Origin of the sequence: Kibdelosporangium phytohabitans, assembly GCF_001302585.1 — a bacterium.
In the GTDB taxonomy this organism is placed as follows: Bacteria; Actinomycetota; Actinomycetes; order Mycobacteriales; family Pseudonocardiaceae; genus Kibdelosporangium; species Kibdelosporangium phytohabitans.
Map to the genome: position 1 here is coordinate 10,259,059 of NZ_CP012752.1, position 17,436 is coordinate 10,276,494.

The 17,436-nt window shown below is 69.1% G+C and carries 15 protein-coding genes; 8 read left to right on the forward strand and 7 right to left on the reverse strand.

The window, feature by feature from the left end; all coding sequences use genetic code 11:
• The first annotated feature begins 13 nt into the window (after nt 1-13).
• Nucleotides 14-271 (forward strand): hypothetical protein, encoded by a 258-nt coding sequence (locus AOZ06_RS45815; RefSeq protein WP_054295101.1) that lies wholly within the window; start codon nt 14-16, stop codon nt 269-271.
• 904 nt (nt 272-1,175) lie between these two features.
• Here the strand turns inward: AOZ06_RS45815 and AOZ06_RS45820 are convergent.
• Genes AOZ06_RS45820 through AOZ06_RS45840 form a run of 5 tightly spaced genes read right to left on the reverse strand, consistent with a single transcriptional unit; the run spans nt 1,176 to nt 5,517 of the window.
• The gene (locus AOZ06_RS45820) at nt 1,176-2,345 is read right to left on the reverse strand and encodes a THUMP-like domain-containing protein (RefSeq protein ID WP_054295102.1); all 1,170 of its coding nucleotides are present in this window, start codon (nt 2,343-2,345) and stop codon (nt 1,176-1,178) included.
• A 3-nt stretch (nt 2,346-2,348) separates the two neighbouring features.
• Nucleotides 2,349-3,302: a class I SAM-dependent methyltransferase gene (locus tag AOZ06_RS45825; protein WP_054295103.1), complete on the reverse strand. Its 954-nt coding sequence runs from the start codon at nt 3,300-3,302 to the stop codon at nt 2,349-2,351.
• Entirely contained in the window at nt 3,292-4,071 is a 780-nt protein-coding gene (locus AOZ06_RS45830; RefSeq protein WP_054295104.1) for an enoyl-CoA hydratase/isomerase family protein, read from the reverse strand. The genes AOZ06_RS45825 and AOZ06_RS45830 overlap by 11 nt, the downstream gene beginning before the upstream one ends.
• Nucleotides 4,072-4,099: 28 nt before the next feature.
• Nucleotides 4,100-4,912, reverse strand: a complete 813-nt coding sequence (locus tag AOZ06_RS45835; protein ID WP_054295105.1) for an ABC transporter ATP-binding protein — start codon at nt 4,910-4,912, stop codon at nt 4,100-4,102.
• A 53-nt stretch (nt 4,913-4,965) separates the two neighbouring features.
• The gene (locus AOZ06_RS45840) at nt 4,966-5,517 is read right to left on the reverse strand and encodes a Uma2 family endonuclease (protein ID WP_063810580.1); all 552 of its coding nucleotides are present in this window, start codon (nt 5,515-5,517) and stop codon (nt 4,966-4,968) included.
• Between the two features lie 166 nt (nt 5,518-5,683).
• Between AOZ06_RS45840 and glgX the strand changes: the two genes are divergently transcribed.
• The 4 genes from glgX (at nt 5,684) to AOZ06_RS45860 (ending at nt 10,190) form a co-directional block, all read left to right on the forward strand.
• Nucleotides 5,684-7,804 (forward strand): glycogen debranching protein GlgX, encoded by a 2,121-nt coding sequence (gene glgX, locus AOZ06_RS45845; protein ID WP_054295107.1) that lies wholly within the window; start codon nt 5,684-5,686, stop codon nt 7,802-7,804.
• Between the two features lie 221 nt (nt 7,805-8,025).
• A complete protein-coding gene (locus tag AOZ06_RS45850; RefSeq protein WP_054295108.1) occupies nt 8,026-8,595 on the forward strand; it encodes a cysteine dioxygenase in 570 nt (189 codons plus the stop codon).
• Complete coding sequence (locus AOZ06_RS45855) at nt 8,592-8,984, forward strand: rhodanese-like domain-containing protein (RefSeq protein ID WP_054295109.1); 393 nt, start codon at nt 8,592-8,594, stop codon at nt 8,982-8,984. The genes AOZ06_RS45850 and AOZ06_RS45855 overlap by 4 nt, the downstream gene beginning before the upstream one ends.
• A 210-nt stretch (nt 8,985-9,194) precedes the next feature.
• Nucleotides 9,195-10,190, forward strand: coding sequence for a tetratricopeptide repeat protein (locus AOZ06_RS45860; RefSeq protein WP_054295110.1), 996 nt, complete (start codon nt 9,195-9,197; stop codon nt 10,188-10,190).
• Nucleotides 10,191-10,207: 17 nt separating this feature from the next.
• Here the strand turns inward: AOZ06_RS45860 and glgP are convergent, their stop codons facing one another.
• A complete protein-coding gene (glgP, locus tag AOZ06_RS45865) occupies nt 10,208-12,781 on the reverse strand; it encodes an alpha-glucan family phosphorylase (protein WP_054297411.1) in 2,574 nt (857 codons plus the stop codon).
• An 81-nt stretch (nt 12,782-12,862) separates the two neighbouring features.
• Nucleotides 12,863-13,810, reverse strand: coding sequence for an NAD(P)-dependent alcohol dehydrogenase (locus tag AOZ06_RS45870; protein ID WP_218921887.1), 948 nt, complete (start codon nt 13,808-13,810; stop codon nt 12,863-12,865).
• Between the two features lie 58 nt (nt 13,811-13,868).
• On the opposite strand from AOZ06_RS45870, the gene AOZ06_RS45875 reads away from it, so the two are divergent.
• Genes AOZ06_RS45875 through AOZ06_RS45885 form a run of 3 tightly spaced genes read left to right on the forward strand, consistent with a single transcriptional unit; the run spans nt 13,869 to nt 17,335 of the window.
• Nucleotides 13,869-14,492, forward strand: coding sequence for a TetR/AcrR family transcriptional regulator (locus AOZ06_RS45875; RefSeq protein WP_236951951.1), 624 nt, complete (start codon nt 13,869-13,871; stop codon nt 14,490-14,492).
• A gap of 45 nt (nt 14,493-14,537) precedes the next feature.
• Nucleotides 14,538-15,314: a nucleotidyltransferase domain-containing protein gene (locus tag AOZ06_RS45880; protein WP_054295113.1), complete on the forward strand. Its 777-nt coding sequence runs from the start codon at nt 14,538-14,540 to the stop codon at nt 15,312-15,314.
• A 53-nt stretch (nt 15,315-15,367) separates the two neighbouring features.
• A complete protein-coding gene (locus AOZ06_RS45885; RefSeq protein ID WP_054295114.1) occupies nt 15,368-17,335 on the forward strand; it encodes an alpha-1,4-glucan--maltose-1-phosphate maltosyltransferase in 1,968 nt (655 codons plus the stop codon).
• The last annotated feature ends 101 nt before the right edge of the window (nt 17,336-17,436 follow it).

Genomic DNA, 17,436 nt, shown 5'->3' on the forward strand with positions numbered 1-17,436 from the left:
AGGAGGGGGCGCAATGGACCCGTTTCTTCCAGCTCCGGACCCAGGCAGGTGGCGCCGCGGCTTCTTCGCCGCCTGCATCGCGATCCCGTTCACGTTCATGCAGATCTGGGCGATCACGGTGGTGCTGAGCACCGCGACCATCGAGGGCGCGGCGGGGCTCGCGTTCCTGCTGGCGGTCGGCGGATCAGCGGTGGCGGTGGTCGACGGATGGCGGTGGGCGTGGCGGCTCGGCCGCAACTCGGCCGAAGGCGTACCAGAACCAGCGCGGTGACTGCCGTGTGAAGAGCAGGACCGTCGGCCCGAGGGGGGCCGACGGTCCCGCTACCCCCGGTCATTTGTGAGCGAACAGGCAAAGTAGCGGGGGTCTCGACAGCAGTTCTACCGCCATTCAGGGTCACTCACGCATCCGTCGGGGGAGCGAGTGGCCATCTGCACCTCGTCGGCGGAGCGCGGGGCTGGCACCGCTCCGCCGACGAGGCAGACCAACCGCAATCCCAACCACGAAACGCAACAGCAGCCCAGAAAAGCGATCAGTGAAACCACCACGGCACAGCGGAAGCCACGGCAACCGATCAGTGTGCCCCTGGCCAAGCCAGCCAGCGCGCAGTTGCCTGCCAGTCCGAACGGCCAGCGCGCAAACGCCAAGAGCAAACACAGGGCAGCAAATCAGACTCAAGGCGCAGCGCAGTACAAGCTCAGCCCGAGACAGTTGGCGTGCAGACGCCAGGGGTTCATGGCTTGCGCGCGAGCGCAGAGGTTCCACGGCCCGGGTTCGCGAACTACGCACAAGTTCAAAGGGATCACGGAGCACGTGCCAAGACAGAGGCCGACGGACAGAGGACCGCAAAGGTGCACGGCTGGCGCCGAATGCCAACTCACAACCGCTCACCCAAGCACAGACCAAGACCACCCCGACCGGCCCCGCGCACAAGCACAGAACCGGCCCCGAGCGGCCCGGAAGTTGTGGCGTGCGCCCCAGCCCGGGAACTGGGCGCGCAGAAAGTCGGCGGCGTGCGCGCAAGCGCAGAAGGGGACTTCGGGGTGCCCCTGCCCAGAGGCCAGCCCCCGGCGAGGGAAAAGCTCGTTCCGTGAAAAGGACCCAAGACGACACCCCAAAAGCAAGCGATCACGAAGGCAGACGGAGAGCAAGCCACAGAACGAGAAGCAGGCAAAACCTAACCGGCAGAAACTCGTTCCGCCTTGCACAGCAAAGCAATCGGAGCGCTCCCAACCCTGGTCAGAACGACAGTAGCCTCGTCCGTCCCCTTCAACTTGAGCCGCGGCCGCAACGCGTTGGGGTCGACATCCAAACCCCGCACCAAAATCTCGACCCGACCGATACCCCTACCGGCCAACAACCGGCGGAGGGATTTCTCGTTGTAACGGCCGTGCTCCAACACCCTGAAGGCGCGAATCCCAGGCGGCGGGGTATCCCCCGTGAGGTAAGCAATCCGAGGATCCAATTGAGCAAGACTGTGCCTCGCAGCGTAATGCCGAACGAGCCCGGCGCGCACCACGGCGCCATCCGGATCGATGAGCCACTCCGCAGGTGCTGTCACCGGACACTCCGACGGATCAGCATCGGTAATCGTCCATGAGTCCACAGTAGATCGAAGAACGGTCGCCCGACGACTGACGCCCTGCGTGGCAAGGGATCCGGCCCACAGACAGGCCTCCTTCACCTGACCGTCGAGTGACACCAGTTCGATCTCCCCGGCCCACGGCACGTCCTGCGGGTCGATTCCCGGCGCGCATTTCACCGCCAGTTCCCGTGTCCCGTACGTGGCGGCCAGTTCGTCCAGTGGCGGGGTGAAATCCGCTGGGCGCCAACGCCTTCTGCCTGACGAATCCCGACGGGCGGGGTCAGCGAGAACGGCCGCGTCCCGGGTGACGGGACGCAGGGCGTCCGCGCGCACGACAGGGGCGCCTGTGTTGTGGCGCGCCATGGCCAACCTGACCGGGTCCAAATCGGACCCAATCGTCAGCGAGGCGACCTGCGCGAGGTACTTCAGTTCCGTGCCAATGGAACACGTGACGTCGTGCACGGCCCGGCCCGCGAAGCGACCGGCCCGATACTTGGCCACTTGCCACGGAGTTGCTTGTTGCAGCGCGTCGTCGGTGAACAGCCAGTTCGCTGCTTCTTCTACTTTGGACTTGGCTTTTCTTCTCAGCAGCACGGTTTCCACCAGCATCGCGGCTCGTTCGCCAGCTGTCCGGCGTGCCGCCGCGACGTCGGCGAGGTGGCTCGCCGACGTCAGCGCCAGGTGGTCGATCTCCGCGAGGGCCGCGATTCCCGCCGCCGAGCGCAGGAAGGCGACGTCCTCAACGGTGAAGCCGTATCCCACGGGTCACGGTTTGGTGCCGGTGATCATCACGTTGTAGAACAGTTCGCGCGGCGCGATCCCGCGCAGGATGTTCTCGTCCACCCAGGACAGCCGCTGCCAGGCGCGGTAGGCGAACATCCGCCAGCCGAAGGTCAGCTTCTCCTGCGGCACAGCGGCTTCGAACGTCCGCACGGGCCAGCCGAACAGGGCAGCGGCCAGCTCTTCGGTCTTCGCCCGCACGTTCACGCCGCCCGCGTCCCGCACCAGCTGCTCCAGCTCGGTCGGGTCGAAGGTGTGCAGGTCGACCACTGCTTCGAGGGCCGCGGCCCGCGAGGACTCGTCGAGCTCCTCCTGCGGCCTGCGCCACGAGCTCAACGCGGGCAGCTTCGTCACGTTCGTGGTCAGCCACCAGGTGAGCTGGCCGAGCTTGCGGGCGTAGGTGTTGCCGATCTTCGTCGGCTCGCCCGCGAACACGAACCGCCCGCCCGGCTTGAGCACGCGCAGCACCTCGCGGAACGCCGTCGGCAGGTCCGGGATGTGGTGCAGCACCGCGTGCCCGACCACCAGGTCGAAGCTGTCGTCGTCGTACGGGATCCGCTCCGCGTCGGCCACGCGGCCGTCCACGTCCAGGCCCAGGTTCTTGGCGTTGTGCAGCGCCACCTGCACCATCCCCGGCGACAGGTCGGTGACCGAGCCCTTCTTGATCACACCGCCCTGCATCAGGTTCAGCAGGAAGAAACCCGTGCCGCAGCCCAGTTCCAGCGCTGTCTCGTACGGCCAGCCGTCCTTGCCCGCCACCGAGTCGAACCGGCCCGTCGCGTACTCGATGCAGCGTTCGTCGTACGAGATCGACCACTTCTCGTCGTACGTGCCCGCTTCCCAGTCGTGGTAGAGCACGTTCGCGAGCTTCGGGTCCTGCCAGGCCGCCTCGACCTCTTCGGCCGTCGCGTGCGGGTTGGGCGCTGGGTCACTTGCCACTGAACGTCGCCTTTCCTGGGCCGTTGGCGATGAAGGACTCCATCCCGGCAGTCCGGTCCTCGGTGGAGAACAGTCCCGTGAACAAGGCCGTCTCCAGGCGCAGTCCCGCGTTCAGGTCGCCGTCGAGGCCACCGTCGATCGCGGCCTTCGCGGCGGCGAGCGCGCGGCTCGCGGCACCGGTGAACTGGCCCGCCCACTTCACGGCCGCGGCGTAGACGTCGTCGGGCGCGACGACCTCGTCGACCATGCCGATCCGGAGCGCCTCATCGGCCTCGACGAACCGGCCGGTGTACACCAGGTCCTTCGTCTTGCTCGGGCCGATCAGCCGCGCGAGGCGCTGGGTGCCACCCGCGCCGGGGATGATGCCGAGCAGGATCTCCGGCTGCCCGACCTTGACGTTGTCGCCCGCGATGCGCCGGTCGCAGCACAGCGCGAGTTCGTAGCCACCGCCGAGCGCGTAGCCGGTGATCGCGGCGACGGTCGGCTTCGGCAGTTCCGCGACGACGGTCAGGGTCCTGGACAGCTCGGGGGCGTAGTCCGCGATGTCGGTGTGCCCCATCTTGGCGAACTCCTTGACGTCCGCGCCCGCCGCGAACACCTTCGGGCCGCCGTAGACGATCACGGACTTGACGTCCGGCCGCTCGCCCGCCTCGATCGCCACTTCCCGCAGCTCGGCCTGCAGCTGCCGGTTCAACGCGTTCATCGGCGGCCGGTCCAGCCGGATGGTGCCGATCCCGTCTGCTACCTCGAGCTTGACGAACTCACCCATGCTCGGAGGTTACCTCTCAGTAGGCAGCTCAGGCGCGCCGGGCGAAGAAGCGGTCACCCGAACGCTCGAGCAGCAGCTGCTGGCCGAACGCCGCCGACAGGTTCTCGCTGGTCAGCACGTCGTCGATCAGGCCTTGGGCCACGACGGCACCCGACGAGAGCAGCATCAGGTGGGTGAAACCCGGCGGGATCTCCTCCACGTGGTGGGTCACCAGGATCGTCGCCGGGGCGTCCGGGTCGAGCGCGAGCTCGGTGAGCTTGGCGACCAGGTCCTCCCGCCCGCCGAGGTCCAGCCCGGCCGCAGGCTCGTCCAGCAATAACAACTCGGGGTCGGTCATCAGGGCGCGGGCGATCAGCGTGCGCTTGCGCTCGCCCTCGGACAGCGTGCCGAACAGGCGGTCGGCGAACCGGCCGATGCCGAGTCCGTCCAGCAGCTCCTGTGCCCGGCCGATGTCGAGCGACTCGTACTCCTCGCGCCACCGGCCCATCACCGCGTAGCCCGCGCTGACGACGACGTCGACGACCTTCTCGTCCGGCGGGATCCGGTTGGCCGTCGCGGCGGAGCAGAAGCCGACCCGCGGCCGCAGCTCGAACATGTCCACCTTGCCGAGCTGCTCGCCCAGGACGTGGACGGCGCCGCTGGACGGGTGCATCTCGGCGGCGGCCATCCGCAGCAGGGTCGTCTTGCCCGCGCCGTTGCCCCCGAGGATCACCCAGCGTTCGTCGAGCTCGACGCTCCAGTTGATCCCGTTGAGCAGCTTGCTGCCGCCCCGGCGCACGCCGACATCGGCCATGTGCACCACAAGGTCGTCGATGTTCTCCGGAACGCTCTGCTCGCTCACCCGTTCATTCTGTCGTCAGCCCCCGGACCGGCACCCAACCGGGGGGTGGTCGATCACGGCAGGAGATCGCGCACTTTCACCGTGAGCGGCACGGGTGTGGTGACCGAAAGCACATCGTCGGTCCCGGCGTTGAGCTCGTAGTTGCCATCGATCAGCTGGAACGCGGTGACCGAGACAGGAGCGCTGAGATCGATGATCCAGTAGTCCGGAATCCCGGCCTCGGCGTACTCGTTGAACTTGGTCACCCTGTCGGTGCGACGAGAGCCCGGCGAGATGACCTCGACGGCGAGGAGCACATCGTCGGGGGCAAAACGCGCCGGGCTGGCCTTGGCCGCAGCCGTGCGAACCACGACAAGATCAGGAGCCCGGACCGTCGCCGGGGATCCGCCGACGATGACGACTTCCACGTCGGACAGGACACCCAGGTCAGCCTGTAGCTGAGGGCCGACCTGAAAGGCCAGTTGCATGACAGCCCATTGATGATTCGGCACTGGGCGTGGTGACACCTGCAATATCCCTTCGGCGAGCTCATAGCGGTGGGTGTTGTCCTCCGGGAGGGCATCCCAGTCCGCCAGAGACAGCAGGTGGTTCGGCCACGTCATCATGCTGGTCACTGTGCACTCCTCCAATGCCGAGCTCAAGCCCATTGTCTCATGACCTGCGGTTATGCCCCTACTTCGACCGTTACGCTCCCTTGACTTGATGCTCCGAACGGCTGGCGTGGGTGATCGATCGGGTATCCCTGTCGGTGATCCTTGCGAAGATGGGTCCGTGCCCACTTCGCCTCGTGAGTTCCCGAGCCTGCTCGCCGGACGGCCGTTCCCCCTGGGGGCGCATCCGGAGTCGGGCGGTGTGCGGTTCGCCGTGGCGTCGTCGGTTGCCGAGGCGGTCGAGGTCTGCCTGATCAGTGCGGACGGCACCGAGCGCCGCGTCGAGCTGGCCGAGCACACGTTCGGCATCTGGCACGGGATCGTGCCCGCTGTCATGCACGGCCAGCGGTACGGCTACCGCGTGCACGGGCCGTTCGACCCGGGCCGCGGGATCCGGTGCAATCCGGCGAAGCTGCTGGTCGACCCGTACGCGCGGCGGATCACCGGTGACGTGACGCGCATCTCGGACACGTTGGACTACGTCGGGCATCTCATGGACGGTGTCCCGTCGCGTGTCGATTCCCTCGGCGCTGTGCCGTTGTCCATGGTGACCTCGCTCGGTGGTGCCGACACCGGCCGCAAACCCGAGGTCCCGTTCGAGGAGACCGTCATCTACGAGCTCCACGTGCGCGGTTTCACCATGCAGAACCCCGATGTCCCCGAGAAGCAACGCGGCACGTATCTCGGGCTCGCGCACCCCGCGGTCGTCGAGTACCTCGTACGGCTCGGCGTGACCGCGGTGGAACTGCTGCCGGTCCACGCCATCAGCTCGGAGCCCGGCCTGCGCGATACCGGCCGCAGCAACTACTGGGGGTACTCCACGCTCGGCTTCTTCGCCCCGCACAGCGGGTACGCCAGCGAACCCGGCCGGGAGATCGAGGAGTTCCGCACCATGGTCGCGGCGCTGCACGCGGCAGGTATCGAGGTCATCCTCGACGTGGTCTACAACCACACGTGCGAGGGCGGCGCGGGCGGGCCTTCGCTGTCGTTCCGCGGCCTGGACGCGCCCGCGTACTACGTGCTCGGCCCGGACGGTTACGACCGGGACATCACCGGTTGCGGCAACACGCTCGACGGCGGGTCGCCGACCGTCGTCCGGATGGTCACGGACTCCTTGCGGTACTTCGCGGGCGATCTCGGTGTCGACGGGTTCCGGTTCGACCTGACCAGTGTGCTGGGACGGCCGCACGGCGGGTCGTTCGACCCGAACGCGCCGTTGCTGACCGCGATCGCCGCGGACCCGCTGCTGTCGCGGTGCAAGCTGATCGCCGAACCGTGGGACGCCACCGGCGAGGGGTACCGCGTCGGCGGGTTCGGTCCGCAGTGGACGGAGTGGAACGGCCGGTACCGCGACACCGTCAGGGATTTCTGGCGTGGCGCGGTCGGGGTGCGTGACCTGGCCTACCGGTTGTCGGGCTCGTCGGACCTGTACGCGCTCAACCGCAGGCGGCCGTGGGCGTCGATCAACTTCATCACCGCGCACGACGGGTTCACGTTGCGCGACATGGTGTCGTACAACAACAAGCACAACGAGGCCAACGGCGAGGAAGGCCGGGACGGCACGGACGACAACCGTTCGTGGAACTGCGGTGCCGAAGGCGAGACCGACGACAAGGAGATCCGCGCGTTGCGTGCCCGCCAGGCGCGCAACCTGGTCGCGACGCTGCTGCTGTCCACCGGCACGCCGATGCTGGTCGCGGGTGACGAGCGCTGGCGCACCCAGGGCGGCAACAACAACGCGTACTGCCTTGACGACGAGACCTCGTGGGTCAGCTGGGCGCGCGGCGACGACGAACTGGACATGAACGCCTTCGTCCGGCACGCGATCAGCCTGCGGGTGAACGCGCCCGCGCTGCGCCAGCCGCACTTCTTCGACGGCAGGCCGACCCGGTCCGGTGAGCCCGACCTGGTCTGGTTCCGGCCGGACGGCTGCCCGATGTCGGACGAGAACTGGTTCGACGACGGTGCCCGCTCGCTGGGCATGTGGATCGACGGCTCGGAGTCGCTGTCGCGGACGAGGGACGGCGAGCTGGTCTCCGACGACTCGTGGCTGCTCGTCCTGCACGCCGGCGGTGAGGCGATGGAGTTCACCCTGCCGTCGGCCAGCTACGGCGACGATTTCGAGCCCGTGCTGGACACCGGCTCGCCGGACGGCAAACCGGCCGAGCCGGAGCCGCTCGAACCGGGCGCGAAGATCACCGTGCCCGCGCGGTCACTACTACTACTGCGTGCTCGGCGCTGAGTCCGTCCAGCAGGTGAGAGAGCTTTTCTGCCGTCGTCGAACCGTGGCAACATGCGCTTATGACCCGGTCGTTGCTCACATGGCGCGACCGCACAGTTGATCTCCAGAAGCTCAACTTGTGCGGGTGTACCGCCACGCGGTACGGGTCGCTCTGACGCTTTCCCTCCGTGCCGCGTGTCGCTGCTCCCACACCCGACACTCGTTGCCTGGAGAGCCGAGTCATGACCGCGTCCGTCACAGACCTCGAGTTGCACACCCAGATCACCGACCCGCTGCTGCCGGACCTGCTGCACCCGGAGCGGATGCTGTGGACGCCCCGCGAGCTGTGCGACCTGACCTCGACGGTCGCGTCGGAGCTGACGACGTCGCTGCTCGGCATCCTCGACTACGTCCCCGAGCAGCGCTGGTGGGCGCGGCTGGCGCTGACCGAAGGCGTGGAGCTGTGGTTGCTGTCGTGGCTGCCCGGCCAGCAGACTGAACCCCATGACCACGGTGGCGCGGCGGGATCCTTCACTGTGCTGACCGGTGAGCTGGCCGAGTTCTACCGGTACCCGGGCGGGCCGATCCGCAGCCAGTCGCACGGCGTCGGCTCGGCGATCGGTTTCGGCGCCGGACGGGCCCACCAGGTGCTGAACCTGTCCAAGGGGCCCGCGGCGAGTGTGCACGCGTACTCGCCGCCGCTGGTGCCCACGCGTGAGTACGCCAGCCTCGCCGACATCCCCGCGGAGATCCCGCCGCTGCCCGCCCACCGGTCACTGGCCGACCTGCGAAAGGAACCAGTCGAACCGTGAGCGCCATCGACGACATCCTTGCCGAAGCACGCGCGGGCCTCGAGCGCGCGGAGCCGTCGGAGTCCCTGCTGAACGACCCGAAGACGCTGATCGTGGACATCCGCCCGGCGCACAACCGCGCCGCGGAGGGTGAGATCCCCGGTTCGGTGGTGATCGAGCGGATCGTGCTGGAATGGCGGCTCGACCCGGCCGGTGACCACCGCATCGACGGTTTCGACGCCGACACCCGTGCCGTCGTGGTGTGCAACGAGGGTTATTCGTCCAGTCTCGCCGCGCGTGACCTGCGGGCTGTCGGGCTTCCCCGTGCCACGGATCTCGTGGGCGGCTTCCGCGGCTGGAAGGCGGCCGGGCTGCCCACGCGGCCGGGCGCGACCACGCCCATCACCTGATCACGTGAACCTCCGGTGGCCCTGCGCCCGGTTGCGCAGGTCACGTCCGGCGGTGTGCGCTTTGCGACCGGTCACGGTGACGCTCGCGCCTGCTTTCTTGCCATATCCGGCTAACCTCCGGCGGAACGGGAAACGTTGCCGAGGCCGCTGCCCCGATGGACACCCCAGAGGACATGGGGAACGGGCCGATGGGTGCGTAACGTCCGTCGAGTGCGGGTTGTTCGCTTCGGAACGTATCTGGCGATCTTGGTGGCCGTCGCCGCCATCGGGCAGTCGATCGTCGGCGTGCTGTCTGCCCTGGTGGGCATGGTCGTGACGGCGACCGTGGGCAGGCTCGGCCTGCTCGTCGGCACGCGGGCGCACAGCGTGGTCGCCGGGGTGGGGCCGAGGATCGCCGAGTGGCGGTCGGCCAGGCGCACGGTCGTCCTGCGAGCGTTCCCGCTGCCGATCGCGGTCGAGGTCGGGTCACGCAAGAAGCGGGCGACGGTGATGTCGGTCAGCGTCGCCGCGCTGGCTGTCGTGGTGTTCGCGCTGCTCACCGACTACTTCTGCGCGCTCGGCGGGCTGGCCGCGTTGATCAGCACGGCGTTGGTCGAGCGGCGGAAGGCCGAGACGCCCTGCGTGTTGCAGGTGGTCGAGCTGGTGCAGGCCGGTGAGCTCGACGCCGCCGAACGGCTCGTCAGCCAGCTGACCGTGGCGAATCCGACAGCGAGGACCATCCGGGCGTCCCGGGTGCTCGTGCTGGAAGCACGCGGGCGCTACGCCGAGGCGCTGGCGCTCGCGATCGGGATGTCCGAGGCCGAGGGGCAGGACGCGGCCGCCGCCATGGCGGCGGTCGCGGGCCTCACCGGCGCGGCCATCGAAGCCGGCCAGCTGGACGCCCACCAAGGACTCCCAGTCGCCGCACGAGCCCTCAACGAAGCCGTGGAGCTGGGCAAACCGAGCTACATGCTGGACGGTGTGCGCGCGTTGATCGCGCTGCTCGCCGGCGACCCGCAACTGGCCGTACGGCTCGCGCGCACGGCGTGCAAGAACAACGACGGTTCACTGGGCCGCGCCGACGACCTCGCCACGCTCGCGCGGGCGTACATGGCCGCCGGGGACAACTCGAAGGCCCGCGCGACGCTGGCGAAGGCCGAACGGCTGGTGCCGTGGTGGCCGCGGGTCGCGTTGACCCGCAGCCGCCTCGACCTCGCCCAGGCCTAGTGGCCCGTCTCGAAACACTAGTTGGCCAGGATGACCCGGCCCAGTTCGGCCGTGGACGAGAGCAGTTCGTGCTTGGGCAGGACGCGCACGGTGTAGCCCAGCGCTCCCGCGTGCGGCAGCGGCAACTCGGCGACGTACGTGCCGTCGCTGTCCGGCTTCATCGGCACCGTGACCACGTCGACCAGGTCGTCCGTGTCGCCGACCCGGCCGACGACCGCCTGGACCTCCACGTCCGCGGACTGCAGACCGGACAGCTCGACCGACGACCGCACCTGGACCCGCTCGCCGATCACCGGGGCCTTGCCGTCCGGCAGGGTCAGCTCGCTGTCGGTCACGCGGACGTGGTGCCAGGCCGCGTCGATCCGGCCCCGGTACGCCGCCAGGTCCTTGGCCTGCTGGAACCCGTCGCTCGCCGCCCGTGCCGCGGAGGTCGCCGCCGGTGCGTAGAACGACTCGACGTACTCGCGGACCATCCGGGTCGCCTGGACCTTCGGGCCCAGCGACGCCAGCGTGTGCCGCACGAGCTCCATCCACTTGGCGGGCACGCCGTCCCCGCCGCGGTCGTAGTACGTCGGCACGACCTGCGAGCCGAGCAGGTCGTACAACGCGGAGGCTTCGAGGTCGTCGCGGCGGACCGGGTCGGTGACGCCGTCGGCGGTCGGGATCGCCCAGCCGTTGCGGCCGTCGTAGAGCTCGTCCCACCAGCCGTCCCGGATGGACAGGTTGAGGCCGCCGTTGAGCGCGGCCTTCATGCCGGACGTGCCGCAGGCTTCCAGCGGGCGCATGGGGTTGTTCAGCCAGACGTCACAGCCCCAGTAGAGGTAGCGGGCCATCGACATGTCGTAGTCCGGCAGGAACACGATCCGGTGGCGGACTTCCGGGTCGTCGGCGAACCGGACGATCTGCTGGATCAGCGCCTTGCCGCCGTCGTCGGCCGGGTGCGACTTGCCCGCGACCACCAGCTGCACCGGCCGGTCGGGGTCGAGCAGCAGCGCCTTCAGCCGCGCGGGGTCGCGCAGCATCAGCGTGAGCCGCTTGTACGTGGGCACGCGGCGGGCGAATCCGACGGTCAGCACGTCCGGGTCGAACACGGACTCGGTCCACGACAGCTCCAGCGAGGACGCGCCGCGCTGCAGCCACGCCTCCCGCACCCGCCGCCGGATCTCGCGCACGAGGCGTTCCCGCAGCCCGCACCGCAGCTCCCAGAGCAGCGCGTCGGTGACCGGCTGGAACCCGGTCAGCCCGACCTCGCTGTCCACTTCGGACTCGCCGAGCAGCTTGGAGATCTCGCGGGCGGCCCACGTCGGGCCGTGCACGCCGTTGGTCACCGACTTGATCGGCACCTCGTGCGTGTCGAAGCCCGGCCACAGGCCGCCGAACATCGACCGGCTGACCTCGCCGTGCAGTTTGGAGACACCGTTGGCGCGCTGCGCGAGCCGCAGGCCCATGTGCGCCATGTTGAACATGCCGACGTTCTCCTCGGCGCCCAGCGCGAGGACGCGTTGCACGTCCAGCCCTGGCAACAAGTTGCCGCCGCCGAAGTAGTGCCGGACGAGGTCGACCGGGAACCGGTCGATCCCGGCGGGCACGGGCGTGTGCGTGGTGAACACGGTGCCCGCGCGGACCGCCGACAGGGCCTGGTCGAAGTCCAGGCCCTCGGCCGCCATCAGCTCGCGGACGCGTTCGAGGCCGAGGAAACCCGCGTGCCCCTCGTTGGTGTGGAAGACCTCGGGTTGCGGGTGCCCGGTCAGTTCGCAGTACGTCCGCACGGCGCGCACGCCGCCGACCCCGGCGAGGATCTCCTGGCGGATGCGGTGGTCCTGGTCGCCGCCGTACAGCCGGTCGGTGACGCCGCGCAGGTCGGCGTCGTTCTCTTCGACGTCCGAGTCGAGCAGCAGCAACGGCACGCGTCCGACGTTGGCCTTCCAGATCCGCGCGCGCAGCACGCGCCCGCCGGGCATGGAGACGTGCACGAGCAGCGGCACCCCGGACGGCTCGGTCAGCGGTTCGAGCGGCAGGCCGCGCGGGTCGACCACCGGGTAGTGCTCGACCTGCCAGCCCTCGGCCGACAGCGACTGGCGGAAGTAGCCGGAGCGGTAGAGCAGGCCGACACCGATCAGCGGCACGCCCATGTCGGACGCGGCCTTCATGTGGTCGCCGGCGAGGATGCCGAGGCCGCCGGAGTAGTTCGGCAACGCCTCGGTGACGCCGAACTCCATCGAGAAGTACGCGATCGACTTCGGCAGCCGCGGCGCCGACGGGTCACCGCCCGCGCGGTGGGTCAGCTCCTCCTGCCTGCGCTGGTACCAGCGGTCGCTGGTCATGTAGCGCCGCAGGTCGTCGGAGATCGCGCGGACGCGCATCATGAACTCCTCGTCGGCGGCGAGCTGCCGGAGCCGCTCGGCCGGCGCCTGTTCGAGCATCCGCAGCGGGTCGCCGCCCAGCTCCTCCCACGCTTTCGGGTCGACCGCTGCGAAGAGGTCCTGGGTGGGGGGATGCCAGGTCCAGCGCAGGTTGTTGGCCAGGATGCCCAGGTCGGCCAACGATTCCGGCAGACCGGCACGAACGGCGAATCGACGCACAGCTTTCACCCCGAGCACCATACTTACCGCCGGGCGTGATCTTGAAGACCGTTCCTCTGTGTACCGGGCCGACCTGGTCAGGGTGCCGTTTCAGGACAAATCGACCACGATCTTGCCCCGTACACCGCCCTGTTCGAGCGCGCGGTGCGCGGCGGCGACGTCCGACAGCGGGAACACGCGGTCGACGTGCGGGCGGATCTCCCCGGCAGTGACCCAGCGGCCGAGTTCCGCGAACAACGGCGCCTCCGGGTTGCCGCTGAAGGCCCGGAGCCAGCGGTCGCGCCGGATCGAGTTCGCCGCGATGTACCCCAACGAGCGAACGAGGTGGTCGAAGTCGAACGCGATCGTGACCATCCGGCCGTGCGGGGTGAGCAGACGGCGGAAGGCGGGCAGGCCGGTGCCGACCGTGTCGAGGATGACGTCGAACCGGCCGAGATCACCGGGCGCGCGGTAGTCGATCACCTCGTCGGCGCCGAGTTGCTTCGCCAGGTCCAGGTTGGCCGCGCTGGCCAGCCCGGTCACGTGCGCGCCCATTGCCTTGCCGAGTTGCACGGCGACGTATCCGACACCGCCGGTCGCTCCCCGCACGAGCAGCCGCTCGCCGGGCGCGAGCGCGGCTTTGTCCCGGAACGCGGTGATCGCCGTGGTCCCGGCGGGCAGTGCGGCGGCCTCGACCATGTCGAGGCCGGCGGGGAGGTGGTCGATCCGCCCGGGTGCGACTGCGACGTACTCGGCCGCTGTGCCCAACGACCGCCCGTTGCCGCCCCAGACCTTGTCACCCGCGGCGAACCGGCTCGTCCCCGGCTCGACGACCTCGCCGACCAGGTCGACGCCCATGCGCTGGGGAAACTTGGTGCCGGTGACCACACGCACCTTCCCGGCGCGCGCGGCGAGTTCGCCGGCGTTGAGCGACACCGCCCGCACCCGCACCAGCACCTCGTCGGGGCGTGGCCGCGGAATCGGCCCCGTGGCCACCGACAGCACTTCCGGCGGTCCATAACGGTCGAACGTGACGTAACGCATCGAAGTGGAAGCCATGCTCCAGTTCTACCCAGGAAACCGGACGGGGTCTTCCACTTCGCCTAAAGTGAGAGACGTGCCGACGACATTGCCTCCCTTGCGCACGGACGCGGCCGCCAACCGCGCCAAGATCCTCGACACGGCGCGAGCGGTCTTCGCGGCCGAGGGGCTCGACGTCCCGATGAGCGAGATCGCCCGCCGCGCGGGTCTCGGCGTCGCGACCCTGTACCGCCGGTTCCCCACCAAGGAGGACCTGGTCGCGGAGGCCTTCGCCGAACAGATGACCGAGTGCGCGGGGATGCTCGACGCCGCGCTCGCCGACCCCGACCCGTGGCGCGCGTTCTGCCGGGTGGTCCAGGAGGTCTGCGCGATGCAGGCACGCGACCGGGGCTTCGCCAAGGCGTTCGTCACGGCGTTTCCCCACGCGCCGGACTTCCGGGCGCAGCGCGAGCACGCCGAACGAGGACTGACCGAACTGGTGTCGCGCGCCCAGGAGGCCGGTGCGCTGCGCCGGGATTTCCACATGGCCGACGTGGCGCTCGTCCTCCAGGCCAACGGCGGGATCCGGGCGGGCACCCCCGAGGAGACGGCGCAAGCCTCCCGGCGGCTCGTGGCGTACCTGCTCCAGTCGTTCCGCGCGGACAGCGCGGCACCGCTGCCCCGGTCCGTCGCGATCCCGTTCGAGGCCGCCCTGCCCTGAAAACCAGTACGCGTTCGTCCAGGTGAGACGGTAGAAAACCAAGTCATGAAGCATTCGTCTCCCCAGTTCGCCGCGATCGCCGAGCGGAGCACGATCCTGCGCGTGCAGGTGGGCTCCGGGGTGCACGGCACGGCCATCCAGGGCCAGGACGACCGGGACGAGATGGGCATCTGCGTCGAGCCGCCCGAGTACGTCGTCGGCCTGGACAAGTTCGAGCAGTACATCTTCCGCACGCAGCCGGAGGGCCACCGGTCCGGTCCCGGTGATCTCGACCTGATCGTTTACTCGCTGCGCAAGTGGGTACGTCTGGCGTTGCAGGGCAACCCGACCGTCCTGCTGCCGCTGTTCGTCCCGGAGGCCGAGATCGTCGAGATCGACGACCTCGGCCGGGAACTGCGCGCGGAGCCGGAGATCGTGCTGTCGCGCCAGGCGGGCATGCGCTTCATCGGGTACCTGCGCTCGCAGCGGGCGGGCATGCTCGGCCACCGCAAGCACACGAACCGGCCGGAGCTGATCGAGAAATACGGCTTCGACGCCAAGTACGCGATGCACATGGTCCGGCTCGGTGTGCAGGGTGTCGAACTGCTGGAGACCGGCCGGATCACGCTGCCGATCCCCGAGCCGTGGCTGGCGTGGCTGCGCGATCTGCGGCAGGGCAAGCACACCAGGGATGAGGCGCTGGCCGCGGCCGACGAGCTGGAAGCGAAGCTGCAGAAGCTGATCACGACGTCGCCGTTGCCCGAACACCCCGACCGCGATCGTGCTAACGCGTGGTTAATCGGGGCTTACCGGCGGGTTTGGGACAACCCCATTACACGCTAAGGGCTCCGACACGGCAGACTAGAGGCAGAACCCCACACCTGAGGAGCGCCTCTGTGAGCGGTCGTCTCGGCATCGACAATGTCTCCCCGTCTGTCGACTGTGGCCGATACCCGGTCAAAGCCGTTGTCGGAGAACATGTTCCGATCCAGGCGACGGTGTGGCGGGAAGGCCACGACGCGGTTGCCGCGACCGTCGCGTGGCGCGGACCGACCGACACCGCCGCCCGGCAGACCCGGATGGTCCCGCACCCGACGGAGCCGGACGAGTTCGTCGCCGTCATCGTCCCCGACACCGAGGGGCTGTGGACCTACCGCGTCGACGCGTGGAGCGATCCGTGGTCGACGTGGAAGCACGCGGTCGAGGTGAAGGTCGGCGCCGCGCAGACGCCCGAGGAGCTGTGGAACGACCTGGAGAGCGGGGCCCGCTTGCTCGAGCGGGTTTCCCGCCGCCCCAACCGCAACGGCGAGAAGCGGTTGCTCACGTCCGCCGCGCAGGCCCTGCGTGACACGGACCGGCCGTTGCCCGCGCGGATCGCCGAGGCGCTGTCCGAGCCGGTGCACAAGATCATGACCAGTCACCCGGTCAGGGAACTGGTCACGCGCGGCAAGACGATCCGGGTGTGGGTCGACCGCAAGCGCGCCCTGTTCGGATCGTGGTACGAGTTCTTCCCCCGCTCGACCGGTGGCGTCGACGAGTCGGGCAAGCCGGTGCACGGCACGTTCGTCACGGCCGCGGCCGAGCTCGAGCGGGTCGCGTCGATGGGCTTCGACGTGGTCTACCTGCCGCCGATCCACCCGATTGGCAAGATCAACCGCAAAGGTCCGAACAACAGCGTCATCTCCGCACCGGAGGACGTCGGCTCGGTCTGGGCGATCGGCTCGGACGAGGGCGGCCACGACGCCGTCCACCCCGAGCTCGGCACGCTCGCGGACTTCAAGGACTTCGTGGCCCGCACCCACGAGCTGGGCATGGAGGTCGCGCTCGACCTGGCGTTGCAGTGCGCGCCAGACCACCCGTGGGTCAAGTCCCACCCGGAGTGGTTCACCACCCGCCCGGACGGCACGATCGCGTACGCCGAGAACCCGCCGAAGAAGTACCAGGACATCTACCCGCTGAACTTCGACAACGACCCGGCCGGGTTGTACTCCGAGGTCCTGCGCGTGGTGCAGCACTGGGTGGAGAGCGGGGTGCGGATCTTCCGGGTCGACAACCCGCACACCAAGCCACCGGACTTCTGGCACTGGCTGATCAGCCAGGTCAAGTCCACCCACCCGGACGTGCTGTTCCTGTCCGAGGCCTTCACCCGCCCGGCCCGGTTGTACGGGCTCGCGCGGCTCGGCTTCACCCAGTCGTACACGTACTTCACGTGGCGCACGGGCAAGCACGAGCTGATCGAGTTCGGGCAGGAGCTGGTCAAGCACGCCGACGAGGCCAGGCCGAACCTGTTCGTCAACACGCCGGACATCCTGCACGCGTCACTGCAGGAAGGCGGCCCCGGCATGTTCGCGCTGCGCGCCGCGCTGGCCGCGACCTTCGCGCCGACGTGGGGCGTGTACGCCGGTTACGAGCTCTACGAGCACGAGCCGGTCAGGCAGGGCAGCGAGGAGTACCTGGACTCGGAGAAGTACCAGTTGCGGCCGCGTGACTGGGAGAAGGCGCTGGTGGACGGCCGTTCGCTGGAGCCGTGGCTGCGGCGGCTGAACACGATCCGCCGCGCCCACCCCGCGCTGCAGCAGCTGCGGACGCTGCACTTCCACAACGCCGACAACGACGCCGTGCTCGCTTACTCCAAAGTGGACCCGGAGTCCGGCGACACGGTTCTCGTCGTGCTCAGCCTCGACCCGTTCGACACCACCGAGGCCATGGTCTGGCTGGACATGCCGGAGCTCGGCATGCGCTGGCACGACCGGTTCACCGCCCACGACGAGGTGACCGGGCAGACGTGGGACTGGGGCCAGTCGAACTACGTCCGGCTGGAGCCGTGGAACGCGGTCGCGCACATCATCTCCGTCCAGCGCTGAGGCCGCCGGTCACAGCCGTGTCGGCGGCGCGACTTGACGCACATGCGCCGGAGTTCAGTCGCTGACGGCTGCGCGCTGGCAGCATGGTCGGTGTTGATCGA

Coding starts and splice junctions, on each gene's coding strand:
- AOZ06_RS45815 (WP_054295101.1), top strand. CDS start 14: ATGGACCCGTTTCTTCCAGCTCCGGACCCAGGCAGGTGGCGCCGCGGC.
- AOZ06_RS45830 (WP_054295104.1), bottom strand. CDS start 4,071: ATGGGTGAGTTCGTCAAGCTCGAGGTAGCAGACGGGATCGGCACCATC.
- AOZ06_RS45840 (WP_063810580.1), bottom strand. CDS start 5,517: ATGATGACGTGGCCGAACCACCTGCTGTCTCTGGCGGACTGGGATGCC.
- AOZ06_RS45850 (WP_054295108.1), top strand. CDS start 8,026: ATGACCGCGTCCGTCACAGACCTCGAGTTGCACACCCAGATCACCGAC.
- AOZ06_RS45870 (WP_218921887.1), bottom strand. CDS start 13,810: ATGGCTTCCACTTCGATGCGTTACGTCACGTTCGACCGTTATGGACCG.
- AOZ06_RS45880 (WP_054295113.1), top strand. CDS start 14,538: ATGAAGCATTCGTCTCCCCAGTTCGCCGCGATCGCCGAGCGGAGCACG.